The organism is Gemelliphila asaccharolytica (assembly GCF_001553005.1).
In the GTDB taxonomy this organism is placed as follows: Bacteria; Bacillota; Bacilli; order Staphylococcales; family Gemellaceae; genus Gemelliphila; species Gemelliphila asaccharolytica.
This window is the reverse complement of the sequence record NZ_KQ959864.1, coordinates 14,484-36,338: the sequence shown is the minus strand read 5'-3', so window position 1 is coordinate 36,338 and position 21,855 is coordinate 14,484. Positions and strand designations below refer to the sequence as shown.

At 25.6% G+C, this 21,855-nt stretch carries 15 protein-coding genes; 14 read left to right on the top strand and 1 reads right to left on the bottom strand.

What is annotated here, in order from left to right; translation table 11 throughout:
• Window positions 1-10: 10 nt before the first annotated feature.
• Together HMPREF1871_RS02390 and HMPREF1871_RS02385 are read left to right on the top strand one after the other, a co-directional pair.
• Window positions 11-6,025 carry a leucine-rich repeat protein gene (locus HMPREF1871_RS02390; protein WP_269746038.1) on the top strand — a complete coding sequence of 2,005 codons (6,015 nt, stop codon included), beginning with the start codon at window positions 11-13 and terminating at the stop codon, window positions 6,023-6,025.
• A 225-nt stretch (window positions 6,026-6,250) separates the two neighbouring features.
• Window positions 6,251-7,207, top strand: a complete 957-nt coding sequence (locus HMPREF1871_RS02385) for an alpha/beta hydrolase (RefSeq protein ID WP_066129592.1) — start codon at window positions 6,251-6,253, stop codon at window positions 7,205-7,207.
• 83 nt (window positions 7,208-7,290) lie between these two features.
• Here HMPREF1871_RS02385 and HMPREF1871_RS02380 read toward each other — a convergent pair whose 3' ends face one another.
• Complete coding sequence (locus HMPREF1871_RS02380) at window positions 7,291-8,370, bottom strand: M24 family metallopeptidase (RefSeq protein ID WP_066129589.1); 1,080 nt, start codon at window positions 8,368-8,370, stop codon at window positions 7,291-7,293.
• 700 nt (window positions 8,371-9,070) lie between these two features.
• Here HMPREF1871_RS02380 and HMPREF1871_RS02375 point away from each other — a divergent pair.
• The 12 genes from HMPREF1871_RS02375 (at window position 9,071) to HMPREF1871_RS02320 (ending at window position 21,848) form a co-directional block, all read left to right on the top strand.
• Window positions 9,071-10,435: a peptide MFS transporter gene (locus HMPREF1871_RS02375; protein WP_066129586.1), complete on the top strand. Its 1,365-nt coding sequence runs from the start codon at window positions 9,071-9,073 to the stop codon at window positions 10,433-10,435.
• A 111-nt stretch (window positions 10,436-10,546) separates the two neighbouring features.
• Window positions 10,547-11,512 (top strand): prolyl aminopeptidase, encoded by a 966-nt coding sequence (gene pip, locus HMPREF1871_RS02370; RefSeq protein WP_066129583.1) that lies wholly within the window; start codon window positions 10,547-10,549, stop codon window positions 11,510-11,512.
• 9 nt (window positions 11,513-11,521) lie between these two features.
• Window positions 11,522-13,318, top strand: coding sequence for an aminopeptidase P family protein (locus tag HMPREF1871_RS02365; protein WP_066129581.1), 1,797 nt, complete (start codon window positions 11,522-11,524; stop codon window positions 13,316-13,318).
• A gap of 173 nt (window positions 13,319-13,491) precedes the next feature.
• Entirely contained in the window at window positions 13,492-14,154 is a 663-nt protein-coding gene (locus HMPREF1871_RS02360; RefSeq protein ID WP_066129579.1) for an HAD family hydrolase, read from the top strand.
• Window positions 14,155-14,280: 126 nt separating this feature from the next.
• On the top strand, window positions 14,281-16,164 hold the full coding sequence (mnmG, locus tag HMPREF1871_RS02355; protein WP_066129576.1) for a tRNA uridine-5-carboxymethylaminomethyl(34) synthesis enzyme MnmG: 1,884 nt from the start codon (window positions 14,281-14,283) through the stop codon (window positions 16,162-16,164).
• Entirely contained in the window at window positions 16,157-16,867 is a 711-nt protein-coding gene (rsmG, locus tag HMPREF1871_RS02350; RefSeq protein WP_066129573.1) for a 16S rRNA (guanine(527)-N(7))-methyltransferase RsmG, read from the top strand. The genes mnmG and rsmG overlap by 8 nt, the downstream gene beginning before the upstream one ends.
• 107 nt (window positions 16,868-16,974) lie before the next feature.
• Window positions 16,975-17,565 carry a nitroreductase family protein gene (locus HMPREF1871_RS02345; RefSeq protein WP_066129570.1) on the top strand — a complete coding sequence of 197 codons (591 nt, stop codon included), beginning with the start codon at window positions 16,975-16,977 and terminating at the stop codon, window positions 17,563-17,565.
• 181 nt (window positions 17,566-17,746) lie between these two features.
• Window positions 17,747-18,274, top strand: a complete 528-nt coding sequence (locus HMPREF1871_RS02340) for a QueT transporter family protein (protein WP_066129566.1) — start codon at window positions 17,747-17,749, stop codon at window positions 18,272-18,274.
• Window positions 18,275-18,396: 122 nt separating this feature from the next.
• Entirely contained in the window at window positions 18,397-18,855 is a 459-nt protein-coding gene (locus HMPREF1871_RS02335) for a hypothetical protein (protein ID WP_066129563.1), read from the top strand.
• A gap of 4 nt (window positions 18,856-18,859) precedes the next feature.
• Window positions 18,860-19,807 carry a polyprenyl synthetase family protein gene (locus HMPREF1871_RS02330; RefSeq protein WP_066129560.1) on the top strand — a complete coding sequence of 316 codons (948 nt, stop codon included), beginning with the start codon at window positions 18,860-18,862 and terminating at the stop codon, window positions 19,805-19,807.
• A gap of 10 nt (window positions 19,808-19,817) precedes the next feature.
• Window positions 19,818-20,963: a tetratricopeptide repeat protein gene (locus HMPREF1871_RS02325; protein WP_066129557.1), complete on the top strand. Its 1,146-nt coding sequence runs from the start codon at window positions 19,818-19,820 to the stop codon at window positions 20,961-20,963.
• A gap of 39 nt (window positions 20,964-21,002) precedes the next feature.
• The gene (locus HMPREF1871_RS02320) at window positions 21,003-21,848 is read left to right on the top strand and encodes a metallophosphoesterase (protein WP_083505616.1); all 846 of its coding nucleotides are present in this window, start codon (window positions 21,003-21,005) and stop codon (window positions 21,846-21,848) included.
• Window positions 21,849-21,855 lie beyond the last annotated feature (7 nt).

Here is a 21,855-nt window from a genome sequence, read left to right as displayed (position 1 = left end):
TGATACATGGATAGACGGAACATACTATGTCTCTTCAAACGGAAGCATGCTCACAAACACAACAACACCAGATGGTTATAGGGTAGATGAAAACGGGGCATGGATAAATAATTATTATCCTAGCATAAATGATAAAGTAAAAGAAGAATATGTAGATATAGAAGATAGTAAGCTTTTAAAAGTAATAAATAAAAATATAAGCAAAGATAGAGCTGATGGGCAAAAAGTAACAAAAAAAGAAATGGAAAATTTAAAAGAATTATCTATTTTCTTAAAAGAAGATGGAAGTGCAGATTTTAGTGAAAATGCTAATGAATCAATTTTGGGAACACCTCAAAATTTAAAAGACACTGCAGATTTTAAATTTATGGTAAGTCGTGGAATAAAAAGTATAAAAGGACTAGAATATGCTAAAAATCTTGAAAAATTAAAGATTAATGAAAATGAAATTTCTGATATAACTCCACTTAAAAATTTAACAAAATTAAAATATCTTGAAATTCAAAGAAATAGAATTACAGACGTAAGTGCACTAAAAGATTTAAAAAAATTAGAGTTTTTAAAACTTTATAATAACTTGATTACAGACGTAACACCACTTGCAGGACTTGAAAATCTTACAGGGCTGGATTTACATTTTAATGTTAAACAAACAAAAGTAGATGGAAAAAAAGTATCGAGTGGTGGTATAACAGACATATCTTGTCTTAAAGATTTGAAAAAACTAACATTTTTAGATGTTTCAGCAAATAATATAAGCAATGTTGATGTTATTTTAAACTTTTCTAACTTAAAAGATTTAGATTTCTCAGGGAATAAAGTGAGTGATTATAGTAAGATAGCAGACTTTATAACTCCAATGATAGCTAAACAACTTAATGAAGCAAATGGAAGTTGTGGTTTCTTTGGGCAAACTGTAAGTTTAGATAATGAAGTTGAAGTAAATAATAACAATGTTAAAGTAAAATCTCCATTTACTGGTATTAAAGAATTTGGAATTAAATTAAAAGACGCTTTTGAAGCTGATGAAGATGTTAATATTTTTACAAATATAACTACAGATAAAAAAGGTATAGAAGCAAGTTACGATGTAGAAAAAAATGAATTTAATTTTAACTTTAGTGATGAATTTTTAGAACAAAATAAAAATAAAGAAGTAATTACAAACTTAAAACTCGAATATAATGGCTGGCAATGGAATTTAAATAATGTAAAATTTAATATTAAAGAAAAAAAAGATGAAAAAGTTTTATTAGAACTAAATGGAAGTAATATTAAATCAGATGTAACTGGAAAAATTAAAAAAGGGACAAAAGTAACGTTGACTTTATCGCCAGATGCAAAATATAGACCACAATTTTTAACAATTAACGATAAAGATGTAACAGCTGATTTAAAAGAAAAAAAAGTAGGTGAGCATAAATATGAATACACTTATGAGTTGGAGGTTAATGAAAATACAGAAGTAAGAGTAGGTTATGAAAGATTTTCAGAACTTGAACTTGTAGGAGAGGGACTTACTTTAATATCTCCAAATTCTAATAAAATGCAAAAAGGTACACAGTATCAAGTACAAATAAAACCGCCAAAAGGAAAAACATTGAAATCCTTAATGGTAAAATACTTTGATAAACAAACAAATAAAGATGTTGAATTTAATGCTTTAGGACAAGTGACCAAAAATATTTTCACTTATAATCTTGATACTTGTTCGACTATAACTGCAGAATATATGGATATAACTGCAAATCCAGAAAGTGATTTTACCTTTGATAAAACTACTCAAACCATAACAGATTATGCATATAATGGGCAAAAAGATGTTATAATACCAAAAACTATTGGAGGGGTAGAAGTAAAACATATTGGAGAGTGGGCATTTAACAATAAGGGTTTAAATTCAGTAGTAATTCCTGAGGGAGTAGAAACAATTGGAGAACAAGCTTTTATGAGTAATGGAATAAGTGAGCTTGTTTTACCAACTACTATAAAAAGTTTAGGAAGCGGAGCTTTTGCAGAAAATTTAATTGAAAAATTAACTATTCCAAAAACTTTAGATAAGTTTGGAGCAGGAGCATTTATGGGAAATAAACTTAAAAGTTTTACCTTACCAGAAACTATGACAGAAATTCCTAGAAGATTACTAGAAAGAAATGAATTAGAGTCTATAATAATTCCAAAATCTGTAACAGAAATAAAAGAAAAGGCATTTTACAAAAATAAATTAAAAGGAAAAGTAGAAATACCAGAAAAAGTAAAATTTGTTGCTAATCTAGCATTTGCTAATAATAATCTAACAGAAGTAAACTTTAAAAACACTTCTGCAAAATATAGACCAAACGCTTTCGATAATGGAATAAAAACAAATGTTAAACAAAATGAAGACTATGTAGTTCCCAAAGAAAGTGATTTTGAATTTGATAAAAATACAAAAACTATTACTGCTTATAAAGGTAGTGACTTCAATATAGAAATACCAAAAACAATTGGAGGAGTGCAAGTAGAAAAAATAGAAGCACCTTCGCCAAAACATATTTGGGATTTACCGGGAGATCCTGTTTTTAAATCTAAAGGTTTAAATAAAGTAAAAATTCCAGAAGGAGTAAAAGTGATAGGAGAGGAAACTTTTGCTGATAACTCCCTAGCAGAAGTAATTTTACCAGAAAGTCTAGAAAAAATAGGGAAAAATGCTTTTAATAGTAATAATTTAGTAAGTATAAAATTACCTAAAAAACTTACAATATTAGAAGAAAATGTTTTTAGAAATAATAAACTTACAGCTATTGACTTAACAAATATAAAAGAAATTAAAAAAGGAGCTTTAGCAGATAATAATTTAACTAAAGTAGATTTACCAAAAGATTTAAGAGAAATCAATGATGAAATTTTACAAAATAATAATTTGACTGGAATAAATATTCCTAAAAAAGTTAAAACAATAGGAAAAAGTGCTTTTACATCAAATAAAATAACAGAGATAAATATTCCCGAAAGTGTAGAAATTATATCAGAAGGAGCTTTCGCATCTAATGGCATTAAAAATCTATCAGTACCAGAAAATGTAAAAACAATAGGAAAAAGTGCTTTTGCTTTTAATGGTATGGAAAGTCTTGAAGTAAAAGGAAAAACTGAAATCTTAAATAAAGCATTTTATACAAATGCAATAAGTAGCTTAAACCTTTCTGACGATGTTTTATTAAAAGAAGGGGAAATTTTCCAATTCAATAGGTTAAAAGAAGTTAAGATACCAAAAGCTACTAAAAAATTACCTCATCTTGTTTTTGCAGCAAACCAAATTAAAAATGTAATTTTTCATGATAAATTAGAAGAAATAGGATATGGCTCACTTTATGTAAATAAAATAGAAAATTTAGAAATACCGGATAATGTAAAAATAATAGGGGAAGCAGCATTCTTTAATAACCATATAAAAAAATTAAAATTACCTAAAACAATAACTACAATAGAAAATGGAGTATTTAGACTTAATAAATTAACACAAGTAGAAATACCAAAATCTGTAAAAGAAATTAAAAAAGGAGCATTTAAAGAAAATAAAATAGGTGAAATAAGTATTAATAGCGATGTAAAATTAGCTGACGATTCTTTTGATAGTGGAGTAAAAATTAATAAAAAAGTAGAAGAAAAAGCAGTAGTTTTTGAAGATGAAAATTTAAAAAACACCCTCTTAACGATGTTTAAAAATTATGATGGAAAAGATGGACTTTCAGATACAATTGAGGGAGAATATGAATTTAAACTAAAAGACCCTAACTATAGAATAGATAAAAATGCTACTGAACTTTATGAAAAAGATTTGGAGCAGATAGAGGCGTTAGCTCTTAGAGGGTTTACTGTGGATGAAAATTTTGATCAACACCCATATGAATTTAAAAGTATAGTAGGACTTGAAAAAGCTAAAAATTTAAAACAATTGACAATTTCATCAGGAAATATTCCAGAAGAAGGAAGTGAAGATTTTAAAAATAAAATTTATTATTCAAAAGGGTCATTTAGTGATTTAGCTCCTATAAAAAACTTGAAAAACTTAGAATTACTAAGACTTTCACATAATAATATAGAAGACATAAGTATGTTAAAAGAATTATCAAATTTAAAACACTTATATCTTTCACATAATAAAATAAAAGATATAAGTTCATTAAAAACATTAAAAAATTTAGAAAGCCTTGATATTTCAAAAAATAATGTAGAAAATCCAGACATAATTAAAAATTTCAAAAATTTAAGACTTTTAGCATTAAGAGATAGCAACATAAGTAATTTGGATTTTCTAAAAGAGTTAGTCAGCTTAGAATCTTTAACAGCAGGAGAAAATAAAATTTCTGATATATCAACTTTAAAAAATTTAACAAATTTAAAAGAACTCTATATTGATAAAAATAATATTATCGACTTTTCTATCTTGAAAAATTTTAAAAAATTAACTACGTCAACGTTAGGAAATCAAGAAATAGAAAGTAATTTAAAAATAGATGTAAAGGAAAAAACTTTTGAAATAGAAAATCCATTTAATATAGAAGATGTAAGAAAAGAAGGAGAAAAAATCACTTTAACTACTGATAATAAAGATATCAAAGCGGAATTTGATAAAGATAAAAATGTTTTAAAAGTAACTTTAGATGATGAAATCCTAAAACAAAAACAAGTGAAATTTAATATAAATATAGAATTTACTAATAAATTTCCATTTTACGGAGATTACTCAAAAGAAAATATTACTTTAAAAAATATAATTTTAAATATTAAAAAAGAAGATGAAAAGTTAAGTTTAACTGATAAACAAAAAGAATTTTACTTTGCATTGTTTAATGAGTATAATAAATTTGATAAAAAATATAAATATTTAACAGATGATGCTAACAAAAACTTTACCAAAGATAAAAAACCAAAATTAGATAAAAATTTTACAAAAGAAGATTTTAAAATGTTAAAAACTTTTTCTATAAGTAAGGAAAATGTAACAGATGAGCTTATAGAACCTTTAAAATATGCAGAAAATTTGGAAGAGTTCAGCGTATTATTAAATAATGGGAAATTAAAAAGAGAAGTAACTGATTTTTCATTTTTAAAAAATACTCCTAAATTAAAAAAATTTTATTATGCTAATCAAGATTATAAACATGATAATAAAGAAAAATTAGAAAAAATAGATTTTTCAAATAATAAAAATTTAAAAGATGTACGAATAACTAATACAGACTTAAAAAATTTAAATTCACTTAAAGGGTTAGATCTTAATTCTTTAAGTTTTGAAGATAATGAAATTTCTGATATTTCTAGTATAAAAGAAATGAAAAATCTTGAAAGGATAGACCTGGATAATAATAAAATAGAAAGTGTAGGAAATAATCTGGATAATTGTCAAAATTTAATTACGCTTTATTTAAGGGATAACCCTATAGAAGATATTAGTTTTTTAGAAAAACTTAAAAATTTAGAAGCACTTCATCTTAGAAATACTAATATAAAAGATATAAGTATATTAAAAAAACTTCCTAATCTTCATAGACTATATATAGATAAATGTAAAAAATTGCCAAAAGATTACTTTAATATAGTTAAAGAATTAAAAGGGATTAATACTCTTTTTGTTTCTAATATAACAAAAGAAGATTTTGAATGGTTAAAAACTTTTGCTATAAGAGATAAAGTAGATGCAAGTTTTGACGAAGATAAGATAAGACTTATAGGTTTTGAAAATTTATCTATAGACATAAGTGTTAAAAAAACAGATATAGTGAATAATAAAATTACTATAGATAATCCTCTAAAAGGTTTTGATGGAAATTTTGTAGAAGATGCAGGAGATGAAAGAGGAGAAAATAAAAATAAAGATCTTAAATTTTCAAATGATAAAATAGAGATAACTTTAGATCTTACACAAACAAAAATTTCAAAAAAATATTCTATGTGTTTAGAAGATTATAATAATACTTTTGGAGATTATTCTCAACCAGCTAATATATCTGGAAGTATAACTTTAAATGTAGTTGTAAAATAGTATTATAGAAGAATTTTTGATAAATTTTAAATATATTTATATAATAGGTGTTTTTAAAAAAATGACTATTGATATTAGTATTTTTAAATCTAGTCTACTTCACAAATTATATTTTTAAAAACAGAAGAAAAAATAATAAAAATACATAAAAGTAAACTTTTTTATTTACTTTTATGTATTTTTTATATATAATAACAAAGTATTAAATATAATTAGGAGAAAATAATGAGATTTTTAAAAAAATATAAAAAAAGAATTTTAAGTATATTTGTAATTATTATATTATTGGGCGGGTGGTTTACAGGAGATTATTTTTATAATTTTGCACTTAACCCAAAAGTAAGTAAAACAGGTGTTTCTAATCAGGACGATGATGGAATCAAAGATCCTAGAAAAGAAGAAGATAGAATTTGGTTTGATGAAAATAAAAATGAAATGGAAATGGTGTCTGTAACTGGTGCTAAATTAAAAGGTTATAAATTTGTTCATAAAGAAAATGTAGGAGATAAGAAAAAATGGGTAGTAGTAACTCATGGATTTTTTAATAGTGCAAAAATAGCTTCAACTTATATAAGAGGATTTTATGATAGAGGATATAATGTTTTTGCACCAGATCTTATAGGACATGGAAAAAGTGAAGGGAAAGCATATTCTATGGGAGGGTATGATTCTAGTGATTTAGTAAATTGGACAAAAAAAATATCTAGTGAAAATAATAATCCAGATATAGTGCTATTTGGTATGAGCATGGGAGCGGCAACTACGATGAATTCTTTAAATAAAGGATTACCAGAAAATGTTAAGGGATTTATAGAAGATAGTGGATATATAAATTTAGAAGAAGAATTTACTTATCAATTGAAAAAGTTATTTTCACTACCTAAATATCCTGTAATTCCATTATCTAGCTTAGTAACTAAATTTAAGGCAGGATATAGTTTTTCTGATGTTGACGCAACAGAAGCATTGAAATCAAATAAAATTCCTGCATTAATATTACACGGAGATGATGATGGATATGTTCCATTAGAAAATGGAAAGAATGCATATGAATTATTAAATTCTGAAAAGTATATTCATATTTTTAAAGATGCAAAACATTGTAAGGCAGAAAAAAAATATCATGAAGAATATTGGCAACAAATAGAAACTTTTCTTAATAAAGTTTTTATAAACAAATAATTTAAATTTTAGATATTAAATTTAGTAATAATAAAAAAGACTACTGGCAAGATACCTTGCTAGTAATCTTTTTTTTAATAAAATTATTCTCCTATAACTACAAATTCTTTATTAAATTTGTTTAGATTTTCTACTCCATCTTCTGTTACCATTACTATATCTTCTATACGAACACCAAATTCTCCTGGAATATAAATACCTGGTTCTACAGAGAAACACATACCTGGTTCTACAACGTTAGTATTAGTTGCTGAAACATCACCATATTCATGACATTCAAGACCTATATTATGTCCAGTTCTGTGTGTGAAATATTCTCCATATCCTTTTTCTGTAATGTAATCTCTACAAGCAGCGTCTATATCACAGAATCTTACTCCTGGTTTTACAGCAGCTACACCACGTTTTTGAGCTTCAAGAACTATTTCAAATACTTCTCTAGCTTTTTTACTAGGTTGTTTGTAAAATACTGTTCTAGTCATATCAGAGCAGTAATTATTTTTAATTCCACCCATATCTATGATTATAGAGTCACCTTCTTTAAGATATCTTTTTCCTGGTTCTCCATGAGGATTAGCTCCGTTTGCTCCATAAGCTATAATTGGAGCGAATGATTCACCATCAATATCTAACTCTCTATGAATAGCAAGTAAATCTTCTACAACTTGTAACTCTGTTTTATCTTTAGATAGAGATGCGATAACTTTTTCACATGCTTTGTCATTTAATAATGAAACTTTTCTCATTAGTTCTTTTTCTTCTTCGTCTTTAACCATACGTATTCTATCTACTATTTGAGATACATCAGTAAATTTATTTTCTGTTAATTTATTTACTAATGGAAGTAAAAATCTTGCAACTAAGGCTTTATCAACTCCTACAGTAGAACCTTTAGGTAATTTTTTAGATAAAGCTTCTGTTGGACAATCTGTGTCAAATAATGTTACTTTTTCTATACCTAAGTCTTGTTCTATAGGGAATAGTGCATTATGGAATAATGTGTGTTTTCCATTAACATCTAAAATTAGTGCAAATAATCTTTCTCCAGGATTAAGCATAATTCCTGTAAAATAAAATATTGAATATGGATCGCTTATTATAGCTTGATCTATTCCATTTTCTTTCATTTTTGTAACTACTTTGTCAACACGTTGTTTCTTCATAAGATCACTCCTTAAAAAAATTATTGATTACCTTTTCATTATATCATTACTAAAAGTTAATATCAATATCTGTAATAAAACAATTATCTTATTTTATATAAAATGTATTTTTTTTATACTTAATATTTTGATAATTAATATAATATAATATCAGAATAGATATAGAAGTAATAAAATTTTTAATAAAATTTAATAAGAAAATAAAATTAAATATAAATAGATATATTTTATTTGTTACAATTCACTATAATTAATTATTTTAATATTAATATATAACAGAAAATCATAGTTAACTGGGTTTTTTAGATATTTTTATATTAATTTTTATGTTTCTGATATACATTAAAAGTTGTGATTTTGTTTTATTTTTTTTATAATAACAATAATTTTTAAAAAGTTTTTATAAAAATATTCTGGTTAGATATGTAGATATGTAGTATAAAATTTTTCAAATTATTTTTATATATCGACAATATAAAAAAATCTTTTTTTTTTAGTAGATAAAAGTTTTTAAAAATTTTTATTGATATTTCTTAAGCTTGATATTAAAGAAGTTTGTAGGTATTTAATTATTATGAATCATATAAAATAAATGTCAAAAATTTTAAATTAAGAGATAAGTTTTTTTAAAAAATGATATTGCTTACATAAAAATAACGTGATATAATGAAAAAAAATTAAAAAAAAAGGAGGAGACTTTATGTCAGAAACTAAAAAAATAAAAAGACCGTTTTCATTCTATATGTGTTCTTTGACATTTTCATTTGAAAGAGCTGCATATTATGCATCAAAATGGCTAATTTTTGCTTATTTGACTGCTGCAGTGGTTAAAGGCGGATTAGGTATTAATAAAGGGGATGCTGGAGTAATGCAAGCATATTTAGTTGCTTTCACATACTTTGCCCCAATTATAGGAGGATTTATAGCAGATAGATTTATAGGAGCTAGATATCTTATTCCTTTAGGACTTATTATTATGGGAATTGGATATTCAATTTGTGGATATTCAGGTACTTATGGTGCTGTAGTTTCTATGGTAGTTTTAGTATCTATAGGAACTGGTTTCTTTAAAACTAACCTTTCTGCACTTACAGGAAGACTATTTAATGATGATGAACAAAAAGACTCTGCATTCTCTACTCAGTATTCATTCATAAATGTTGGATCATTTATTGGTACTACAGCAGTTGCATATCTTTATGTTGCATTAGCTACAGGAGAAAAAATGGGATATTTATCTTGTTTTAAACTTGCAGGTATCATGTGTTTTCTTGGAGCTATTTGGTTTGTTATAGGATGGAGATTTTTAGGTGAGGTTGGTAAACGACCATTTAAAGAAGGTGAAAAAATAGAAAAAGTTAAAGTTAAACACGCAGCTTTAGCACCATACGAAAAACGTAGAGTATTTTCTATTATACTTATTTCTCTATTCTCAGTTATTTTCTGGACATTCTGGTATTTATCTTACTTGGCAGTTTACGATTATTCTCCAAATTACATAAATATGAATGTTTTTGGACATCAAGTGGCTACAGCATTGTTTGATTCAGAAAATGCTTTATTATGTATAGTTTTAGGGCCAATCTTAGGGGCATTATGGTATAAATTATCTAAACGTCCACAAGGAGATATGAGTTTGTATAAAAAACTTTCTCTTGGATTGTTACTTTTAGGGCTATCATTCTTAATGTTAGTTGGTGCTGAAATCCAACGTGGAGTTGGAGCTCCAGATACTTCAAAAGCTAGTATTTTATGGATAGTTGTATTTGGAATATTATTATCACTAGGTGAGATGGTATTCTCTCCATTAGGAAATTCATTTATTTCTAAATACGCACCAATTCATATAGTTTCAGTTTTAATGGCAGTATGGACTGTAGCAACTTTCATTTCAGCTCAATCTTATGGATTTATTTATAAATGGACATTAACTAAAAATTTCTTCTATGTGTACATAGGCATAGCAGCAATATTAGTTATTCTAGCAGCTTTACTATTCATTTTTGAAAAACCTTTAGCTAGAATGGTAGAGTTGAAAGATGGAGAAACATTAATAGAACGTTAATTGTATTATAATATAATGATAAAAGTTAGTGGTAAATTTAAAAAAACTACTAACTTTTTTGTTTTTATATGTTATAATATAGTTGAAAATATATAAAAGGGAGTGATAAAAATGAAATTAAGAACATATTATCCTGCTATAGAAGCAAATTTTACAAAAAAAATGAAAGTAGATGACATTCATGAAATCTACTATGAAGAAAGTGGAAATCCTAATGGAATGCCAGTTTTATTTTTACATGGTGGTCCTGGATGTGGTACTGCTCCAAGTTGTAGAACTTATTTTGATCCAGAATTTTATCGTATAATTTTATTAGATCAAAGAGGTAGTGGAAAATCTACCCCTCACGCATGCTTAAAAGATAATGATACTTGGCACATAATAGAAGATATAGAAAAAATAAGAAAAGATTTAAACATAGATAAATGGCTTGTTTTTGGAGGTAGTTGGGGGTCTACCCTATCTCTATGCTATGCAATAAAACATCCTGATAAAACATTAGGTCTAATATTAAGAGGAATATTTTTAGGAAGAAGAGAAGATATAAATTGGATATATGAAGTTGGAGGTGCAAATAATTTCCAACCTGAAGCCTTTGAAAAATATGTAAGTATACTTAATGATGATGAAAAAGATGACATAATATCTGCGTATTATAAACGTTTGACAAGTCCTGATCAAAAAACGAGAGAGGTTGCAGCTAAACATTGGAGTATGTGGGAAGGTAGTTTAGTAACTTTACTTCCTGATCCTAATCTTGAAAATAGTTTTGGAGAAATAAATTATGCAATATCAATGGCGACAATAGAATGTCATTTTTGGATGAACAATATGTTCTGGGAAGATGATAATTATATTTTAAATAATGCAGAAAAAATAAAAGATATACCAACAATAATAGTACATGGACGTTATGATTTGGATTGTAGAGCTATAGGAGCATATGAATTAAGTAAAAAACTTGATAAATGCGAATTGAATATAGTAGATGCTACTGGACACTCATCAGGTGAACCAGGAATTGTTGATGGATTAATCAAAGCAACTGATAAGTTTAGAGAGATTTTAAAAAAATAAGGAGTAATCATGAAAGTAAAAGAAAGAATTGAAAAATTGAGAAAATTGATGGAAAAGGAAGGGATAGATGTCTATTTAATACCTACAGCAGACTATCATAATAGTGAATATGTAGGGAAGCATTTCATGACAAGAGCATTCATAAGTGGGTTTACAGGTTCTGCAGGAAGTGTAGTTATTACAAAAGATTTTGCAGGACTTTGGACAGATGGAAGATACTTCTTACAAGCAGAAAAACAATTGCAAGGGAGCGGAATTACTTTAGAAAAAATGCTAGAACCTGGAGTTCCAAATATTGATGACTTTATAGTAGAAAATGTTCCAAATGGAGGAGTTTTGGGATTTGATGGAAGAGTAATTATGTTTGGAGAAGGAAAAACATTAGCAAATAGACTTAAAAAGAAAAATGCCAAAATAAAATATGATATAGACTTGGTTAATGATGTATGGACAGATAGACCTCCTTTATCAAAAAATAAAGCATTTGCCTTAACGTTAGAACAATCAGGCGAAAGTGTTGCTGATAAATTAGCAAGAGTTAGAAAAGAAATGAAAGATGTAGGAGCAAATGCACACATCATAACAACTCTAGATGATAATGGGTGGCTTTTAAATATCCGTGGAACAGATGTAGATTATTTCACATTACTTTTAAGTTATTCAGTAGTATATGAAAATAAAGTAGATTTGTATGTAGATGAAACAAAATTATCTGAAAAAATGAAAGAAGATTTAAGAAAAGATAATGTTCATTTTAAACCATATAATGACATATATGAAGATGTTAAAACATTTACATATTCAGATGTGGTTATGGTAGATCCTGAGTTATTAAATTATGCAATCTACAATAATATTCCAAAAGAAGTTAATCTTGTAGAAAAAAGAAATCCAACAGTGCTAATGAAAGCTATGAAAAATAAAATAGAAGTGAAAAATATAATAAAAGCACATATAAAAGATGGAGTAGCTCATACTAAATTTGTTTATTGGCTAAAAAAATTAACTAAAGAAGGACTAATAGAAAAAGAAACAGAATTAAGTGTATCTGACAAATTAGAACAATTTAGAGCAGAACAAGGTGATTTTATTTGTCCTAGTTTTGCACCTATTTGTGGTCATGGAACAAATGCGGCTATAGTACATTATTCTTCTACAGAAGAAACAAATATTAATATAACTCCAGGAACATTCTTATTAACAGATACAGGAGCTAATTTTATGCAAGGTTCTACAGATATAACTAGAACTACAGCTATAGGAGAAGTTAGCGAAAAATTAAAACAAGATTTTACAAAAGTACTAAAAGGAAACTTACAATTAGCAAGAGCTAAATTTTTAGAAGGAGTAACAGGACAAAATTTAGATGTACTTGCAAGAATGCCATTATGGGTAAATTATGAAAATTATAATCATGGAACAGGGCATGGAGTAGGATATTTAGGAAACATTCATGAAGGACCTGCAGGAATAAGATGGCAAACAAGACCTAAAGAAAAAGAACCACTAAGAGAAGGTATGATACTTTCAGATGAACCAGGATTGTATATTGCAGGTTCACATGGAATAAGAATTGAAAACGAAATGTTAGTAAAAAAATCTGTAAAAAATGAATATGGACAATTTTATGAATTTGAAACTATTACATATGTTCCAGTGGATTTAGATGCAGTAGATGTAAATATGCTAAATGAAGAAGAAAAATTTGAATTAAATAAATATCATAAAAAAATATATGAAACAATTTCTTCTTATTTAACAGAAGAAGAGAAAAATTGGTTAAAAGAGGCTACTAGAGAAGTTTAGAATTATTTATTAATAACTCTATTTTATACAAACACCCTTCTTGCTAAAAAAGCAAGAAGGGTGTTAATTATGTGGTAGAACAACTATAAAATTATTTATTAAATTAATATTAATTTCTAGAAAAAAATTTTTAAAGATGATAATATAAATAATATATTGTACAGGAGGAAAATATGTTAAAAAAATTAGAAGCAGTAATCTTGGATTTTGATGGAACTATTGTCGATACAGAATATACATATTTTGAAGTAATGAGTGAGTTGGTAGAGAAATATTCTGGAAAAAAATTAAACAAATTAGAATATATAAAAAATGTATCTGGGACAAGCGTTGAGAATTGTAAAAGATATATAATGAAAAATTACAATCTTGATGAAAAAGATTTTTCATTGCTGGAAATTGATTTAATAAATATGTACGAAAAATTCATAAAAACCCCTTTATTGCCGAATATTAAAGAAACTTTTCAACTTTTAAAAGACAATAATATAAAGATAGCAATAGCTTCTAATGGCACATTAAAGCATATAGTTGATGGGTTAAAAGAGCATAAAATAATAAATTATGTGGATGAAATAGTAACAAAATCTGATGTTGAAAATGCAAAACCAAAACCAGATATTTATCTAGAGGTAGCAAAAAGGTTGAAAGTAGACATCAAAAATTGCATAGCAGTAGAAGATTCAGTAACTGGAGCAAAAGCAGCAGAATGTTCAGGAGCTTATTTAATATTACAAACTAATGAAATAACTAAACATTTAGATTTTACACAAGTAAATTATAAAATAAAAAATTGTAATCTTTATGATGAAATAAAAAGTATTTTAAATAATTAATGAAAATAAGTTAATTTATAAAAATTAGCTTATTTTTAAATATTATGTTAATATGTAAAAAAATAGTACTCAAAATTTTGGTGAAAGCATTATTTTGCAAGTAATAAAAAATATTTTGGAGGAATTATGACTGAATTTTTAGGAGAATATGATGTAATAGTAGTAGGAGCAGGTCATGCAGGAATAGAGGCAGCATTAGCATCAGCTAGAAAAGGAGCTAAAACTTTAATAGTAACAATAAATTTAGATACTATAGGATTTATGCCATGCAATCCTAGCGTAGGAGGTCCAGCTAAAGGTATAGTTGTCAGAGAAGTTGATGCTTTAGGCGGAGCTATGGGAAAAATAGCAGATAAAACCAATATTCAAGCTAGAATGTTAAATACAGCTAAAGGACCTGCGGTTAGAGCGTTAAGAATGCAATCTGATAAGGTTAATTATCAACGAGAGATGAAAAACCTTTTGGAAAAAACTGAAAATTTAGATATGTTGCAAGCAATGGTAAAAGAATTATTGATAGATGATAATAAAGTAATTGGAATAAAAACAATGCTTGAAACTAATTATAAAGCAAAGGCAGTAGTAATAACAACTGGTACTTACCTAAGAGGAGAAGTAATAATAGGCTCTGTAAAATACTCTTCAGGTCCAAATCATCAAATGCCATCTATACATTTAGCAAAACAATTAGAGTCTTTAGGATTTGAACTTGTCAGATTTAAAACAGGAACCCCACCTAGAGTTAATAAAGATACAGTAGATTTTTCAAAAACAGAAATTCAGCCTGGAGATAATAAAAATTTAGCTTTTAGTTATGAAACAAAAGAATTTAGAAAAGAACAAATACCATGTTGGTTAACATATACTAATTTAAAGACGCATGAAATTATTCAAAAAAATTTAAATAGATCAGCAATGTATTCTGGAGTGATAAAAGGGACAGGCCCTAGATATTGTCCAAGTATAGAAGATAAATATGTAAGGTTTCATGATAAAAATCGTCATCAATTATTTTTGGAGCCAGAGGGTGAAAAAACAAATGAAATATATGTTCAAGGACTTTCTACTTCCTTGCCTGATGATGTCCAAGATAAAATGATAAAAAGTATCAAAGGTTTAGAAAATGCTAAAATTATAAGAAATGGATATGCAATAGAATATGATGCCATAAATCCTACCACTTTGTGGCCTACACTAGAAACAAAATTAATAGGTGGCTTATTTACTGCTGGACAAATTAATGGAACCAGTGGATATGAAGAAGCAGCAGGACAAGGAATTATTGCAGGAATAAATGCAGCTTGTAAGGTATTAAACGAAGAACCAATGATTTTAGGTAGAGATGAATCATACATAGGAGTTTTAATTGATGACCTTGTTACAAAAGGAACTAACGAACCATACAGACTTTTGACTTCAAGAGCAGAATATAGATTATTATTACGTCATGATAATGCAGATATAAGACTATGTGATAAAGCATATAAATATAATTTAATATCAAAAGAAAGATATGAAAAATTTTTGATAAAAAAAGAAGAAATAAGAAAAGAAATAGAAAGATTAAAAACTTTTAAAATAACTCCAACTAAAGATGTTATAGAAAAAATGCAAAAATTAGGTACTGCTGAAATAAAAGATGGAATTTTAGCTTATGATTTATTAAAAAGACCGGAGTTAAGCTATAAAGATATAATAAATTTAGCGAATAAAGATAGTAATATATCTGAAGAAATAATAGAGCAAGTAGAGATAGAAATAAAATACGAAGGTTATATAAAAAAATCTCTTCAACAAGTGAACAAAATGAAAAAGATGGAAGAAAAAAAGATTCCTTTTAATTTAGATTATGATAAAGTTCCTAGTATAGCTATAGAAGCTAGAGAAAAATTAAAAAAGGTAAATCCAATTACAATAGGTCAGGCATCTAGAATATCTGGAGTTAATCCAGCTGATATATCTATACTATTAGTATATTTGGAACAAAAAAAGGATAAAAAAAATGAATAAAGATAATTTTTATATTGAATTAAGCAAAAGAGGGATTGTTTTAAATGATAAACAAAAAGAACAGTTAGATAAATATTATAAATTGGTGCTACATTGGAATGAAAAAATTAATTTAACATCTATAATAAAAGAAGAAGATTTTTATAAAAAACATTTTTATGATTCTATATCTACATCATTTTATTTTAATTTTAATAATATAAAAAATATTTGTGACGTTGGAAGTGGAGCAGGGTTTCCATCTATACCTTTAAAAATAGTTTATCCTCATCTGCAAGTAACGATAATAGATTCTTTAAAAAAACGAATAAATTTTTTACAATTATTAAGTAAAGAATTAGGGATAGAAAAATGTAAATTCATACATATGAGAGCTGAACAAGCAGGTCAAGATGAAGAATATAGAGAAAAATATGATTTAGTAACAGCAAGAGCTGTAGCAAGACTTAATATTTTAGCAGAACTTTGTTTACCATTAGTTAAAATAGGAGGTTATTTCTTGAGTTTGAAATCGCAAAAAGCAGATGAAGAAGTAGAAGAAGCAAAAAAAGCTTTTCAGATGCTTGGAGCAAAATTGGAAAAAGATAATGAACTTTTTATAGAAGAAGATAAAAGACATATTTTAGAAATAAAAAAAATAAAAACTACTCCTAAAAAATTTCCGAGAAAAGCAGGTGTTCCTAATAAAAACCCAATAATTTAACTAATGAATAGATAATTGTATATTATTGATAAATTTTTATAATTTCTTTTAAAGTATTTTTATTGTGGTATAATATAAATATATTGATAATTATTTAGGAGAAAGATATGGAATTCAAAGATGTAATATATGGTAGAAGATCTGTAAGAGAATACTCTGATAAAAAAATTGATGATGACGTTATAAAAGAAATATTAGATGCAGCTATGTGGGCTCCGTCTGGTGTTAATATTCAACCATGGTACTATGTTGTTATAAAAAGTAAAGAAGGATTAGAAAAAATAACTGAGTTAATGGAAGAAGTAGCTATTAAAAATAAATCACATTTAGAAGAAAGATTTTCTAAGTATCCAGATGTAATAAAAAACACTTTAAATTTTATAGCTAAATTAGGGAATGCACCCACAGTTATTTTGGTATTTAGAGATAAAAAAGATTATTCTTATGCTCTTCCTGATGATGGTGTTGTACAAAGTATATCAGCATCAGTAGAAAATTTAATTTTAAGTGCTTATGACCATGGAATATCAAGTTGTTGGATGACAGCACCACATCAAGCAAATATGGGAGAAGTATTTAGAGAAAAATTTGCAGAAAATCATGGGAAATTAGTGTGTATGTTAACTTTAGGATATGCAAAAAATACTAAAGTAGCTAAGGCACCTAAAAGAAAAGAAAATAAATATGAGATAATTTAATTTTTATATTTATAAATTAGTTTTTGATTTTTAAACACTTGACTAATTTGAATATAAATGTTATATTTTATTGAAAATAAAAGATAAAGATGTTTGAGAGATCCATCTATAAAAAAAACTAAAAGCATTAGTCTCTCGTACTAATGCTTTTTATTTGCTTTTAAACATCTAAGGAGGAATAATGAGAAATAAAAAAATCAAAATTTTAACAGTACAGGCATTTATAGCGGCTATATATATTGTTTTAACAGTATCTAATTTTGGCTTTTCTTATGGAGCAATACAATTTAGATACAGTGAAGCATTAGCTCAATTAGTAGTTTTTAGTCCGTTATTTTATCTACCTGTAACATTAGGTGTTGCAATTGCAAATTTTTTCAGTCCTTTAGGATTAGTAGATGTATTCTTTGGAACTTTAGGAACTGGATTAGCATTAGCTATAAGTGTTTTCATATTTAAATTTATAAAAAATAGACATTTAAGACATATACTAAATATAGTAATCTATTTAATTATTTGTATGCCAATTATTGCATATGAAATAACAATTTTTTCTGGGGAAAATGGAGTAAAAATGCCGTTTGAATTAGATGTTTTTCTTTCTATATACTCAGGACTTTTACTATCACAATTTATTGTTATGGTTTTAGGAGTAGTAATTACGGAGATATTAAACAAAGCTATAAATTTAAAAAAAATATTTGATTAAAAAATTTTGTGCCAAAATCTAATAATTTCATTAGGTTTTGGTATTTTTTATTTTTCAAATTTGCTAATATCTTTTTAATTAATATCTTTTTATGTTATAATTTTTATTATTAGAGGTATTTAATGGAAAAAAAATATGAAATAAATAAAGATTTAATAAAAAATTTAGGTTATTACTATATAGAAGATAAGTACAATTTAAATAATAATAACATTAACAAATCTATTTATTTAGCAGCTAGTTCCTTATATGAACATATAAAAGTTATAAATAATGTAGAAAATAAAATAGAAGGAATATTAGTTGGGGATTTTTTAAGTTTTGAGTATTATGATATACTTAAAGATGATTTAAAAAAATTACAGATGCTTTCTTCTATAATGGGAAAAAATTATTTATATTTGATAAAAGAAAATATAACGAAAAGAGATATCCGAAAAATAGCAATAAGTTTACCACTTGTTTTATTTGAATTTTATAATAAAAAAATAATGGAAAAAGATAAAGAGATATTAATAGAAAAATTTCTAAATAGTTATGATATTCTCTCGATATTAAAATATAAAAATGAAAAGGAATAAAAAAGTGATTGAAAAATATTCATTAGAAATAGAAAAAATAAAGGAGAATATTTCTAATATAGTACTTTCTGGATACGAAGAAATAGATGATATTTTAAAAATATATTTTTCATCATCAGGTAAAATGATAAGACCAATATTGACATTGATCTTTTCAAAATTAGGTGAGAAAAATAAAAAATACGAAAAAGAAATAATAGACGCAGCAAGTTTATTAGAAATTATTCATGCTACTACACTAATTCATGATGATATAATAGACAACGCTAAAACAAGAAGGGGAAAAGAGACAATAGGGAAAAAACATGGAGAAAAAACTGCTATTTTTATAGGAGATTACCTTTTTAGTGTTGTTTTAAGAGAAATTTCAAATTTTTCAAATGTCAATGTGCATAAATATTTATCATATACTTTGAAAGAAATATGTATGGGAGAAATTTTTCAATCGAAGGATTTGTATAATGTAGATACTAGAGTTTTAGATTATTTTAAAAAAATAAGAAGAAAAACAGCTCTGCTTATTGCTTATTCATGTATACTCGGAGGAATTGTTTCAAATTCAGATAAAAAATATTTAAAAAAAATTTATCTTTTTGGATATTATTTAGGAATGAGTTATCAAATAATAGATGACTATTTAGATTTTATGGCAAAAGAAGAAGTTTTGGGAAAACAGGTGGGGCAAGATTTGTTGAATGGAAACATAACATTACCTGTAATTTTGAAAATAAAAAAAGAAAAAAATAAATTTTTAGATTTAAAAAATTTAGATTATCAAGAAAAGTTAAAATTAATAAAAGAAATAAAAAATGATCAAGAAATTTTAAATAAAGTGAAAGAGATAAGCAATAATTATTTAAAAAAAGCAAAATCTCAAATAAAAATTTTCCCTATGGAAATAAAAAAAGATTTGGAGATTATAATAGAAAAATTGTCAAATAGGAGTTATTAAGGAGAAGAAAATGGATATAAAAGAATTTTTAAATGAATATGATAAATTGGATAAAAATAGTTTGAAAAAAGAACAATTAGAAGAGTTTAGGAATATATTTTTTAAAAATGGTCTTTTAGAAAAGGCACTAGAAGTATCAAAAATAATATATGAAGCAGATAAAGAAAATGAGGCTAATGTTATAAGTTATGTCGATAACTTGATGCATTTGGGAAGAAAAGCAGAAGCATTAGTAATTTTATATGATGCAAAAAAAACCCCTCAGACTCTTTTTATGGGGGCTATTATATATAAACAAGATAAGTTTTATGATGTTGTAGTAGATAAGTTAATCCAAGCTAAAAATATGTTAAAAGATGATAGTGAACTTGAATTTTTGATAAATAATGAACTTATAAATGCTTATATAGAATTGGGAGAAGGAGAAAAAGCTATAGATATTAGTTATAGTATCTTTGAATCCATAAAAAATATAGAAACATTTAAAATTGTAATGAATACATTAATATCATTATCTAAATTTGAAGATGCCATTTCTTTTTATGAAAAATACAATAATGAATATAATGATTATGAAATATATTATAATTTAGCTACTTCTTATAAATATTTAGGAAATAAATTGAAAGCAAAAGAGTATTTATTGAAAACATTAGAATTAAATAAAGATTATATTGATGTTTATATGCAATTAGGATTTTTATCAAGTGGTGAAGAAGCTATAAAATATCTGGAAGAATATATAAGTTCTGGAGGAATGGAAAAAGAAGCTTATTTACAATTAACATTACTATATAAAGCAGATATGAGATATAATGATATAAGAAAAATGGTAAGAAATGTTTTGAAAACAATGGGTATAGACAAAAATACACTTTATATTTCAATAAATGCTTTAAGACAATTACATGAAACAGAAAAAATTTATGATATATATAAAGAGTATAATCAAGTCAAAAAAGATTCTAAATTATTAGTTCTTTCCTTATTATCTCTAAGTGAAGAAGAAGATTATATTGACTTTGTTTGCAAAGAGATAAAAATACACCATCCATTCTTATTTAAAGAAGATTTATATGGAGAACTATTAGAAAATGTTTATAATATAACTCAAGATAAGCTTATAAAAAGATATTTGGACGAAAATAATAAATAAAATATTGATATATTTTTATTCTGATGATATACTAATAAAATGTTTAATAAAAAAAAGATAAAAAATTATAGCTTTTTATCATTTGTTTTAGCAGGAGTTTATTTTTATCAAAATAAAGTTGTAAAAAAAACTGTTTATAAAATAAAAGATAGAAAAATAAAAAAACAATTTAATAATTTTAAAATTATTCATCTTTCTGATATTCATTGTCAAAAGATAGGATTTTCTGACATGATTTTTTTTGAAAATATAAAGAAAGAAAGTCCTGATATAATAGTTATAACAGGAGATTTATTAGATAGCTATAAAAATAATTCAGCTATAGCATATAATATTCTTATAAAATTAAGAGAAATAGCACCTTGTTACTATGTTTCAGGAAATCATGAACTAAGATTAATTGATGAATATAAAGAATTAAATAAAATGTTTAAGAAGATAGGAATATGCAATCTATCCAATTCAAATGTTTTATTAAAAAAAGAAGGAGAAGAGATAGTTCTTTCTGGAGTAGAAGATTTAAAATATTTTTACTTAAAAGATAATTTAAATTATTATGCTTTATTTAGAAATAGTTTAATAGAAAATTTTAATAAAGATAGATTTAATATTCTTTTAACTCATAGACCAGAAAAGATACATTTATATTCAGATATAGGATATGATCTTGTTTTTGCAGGACACGCACATGGAGGACAGTGGAATTTGCCTTTTTTAGGAAGAATATTTTCTCCTAGTCAAGGTTTTTTCCCTAAATATACTCATGGTATTTATAAAGAAAAACAAACAAGAATGATTGTATCTCAAGGTTTAGGTAATAGTTCGTTTCCGATAAGAATAAATAATAGATTAGAATATATTGTTGTAACATTGCATACTTTATAAAAAATAA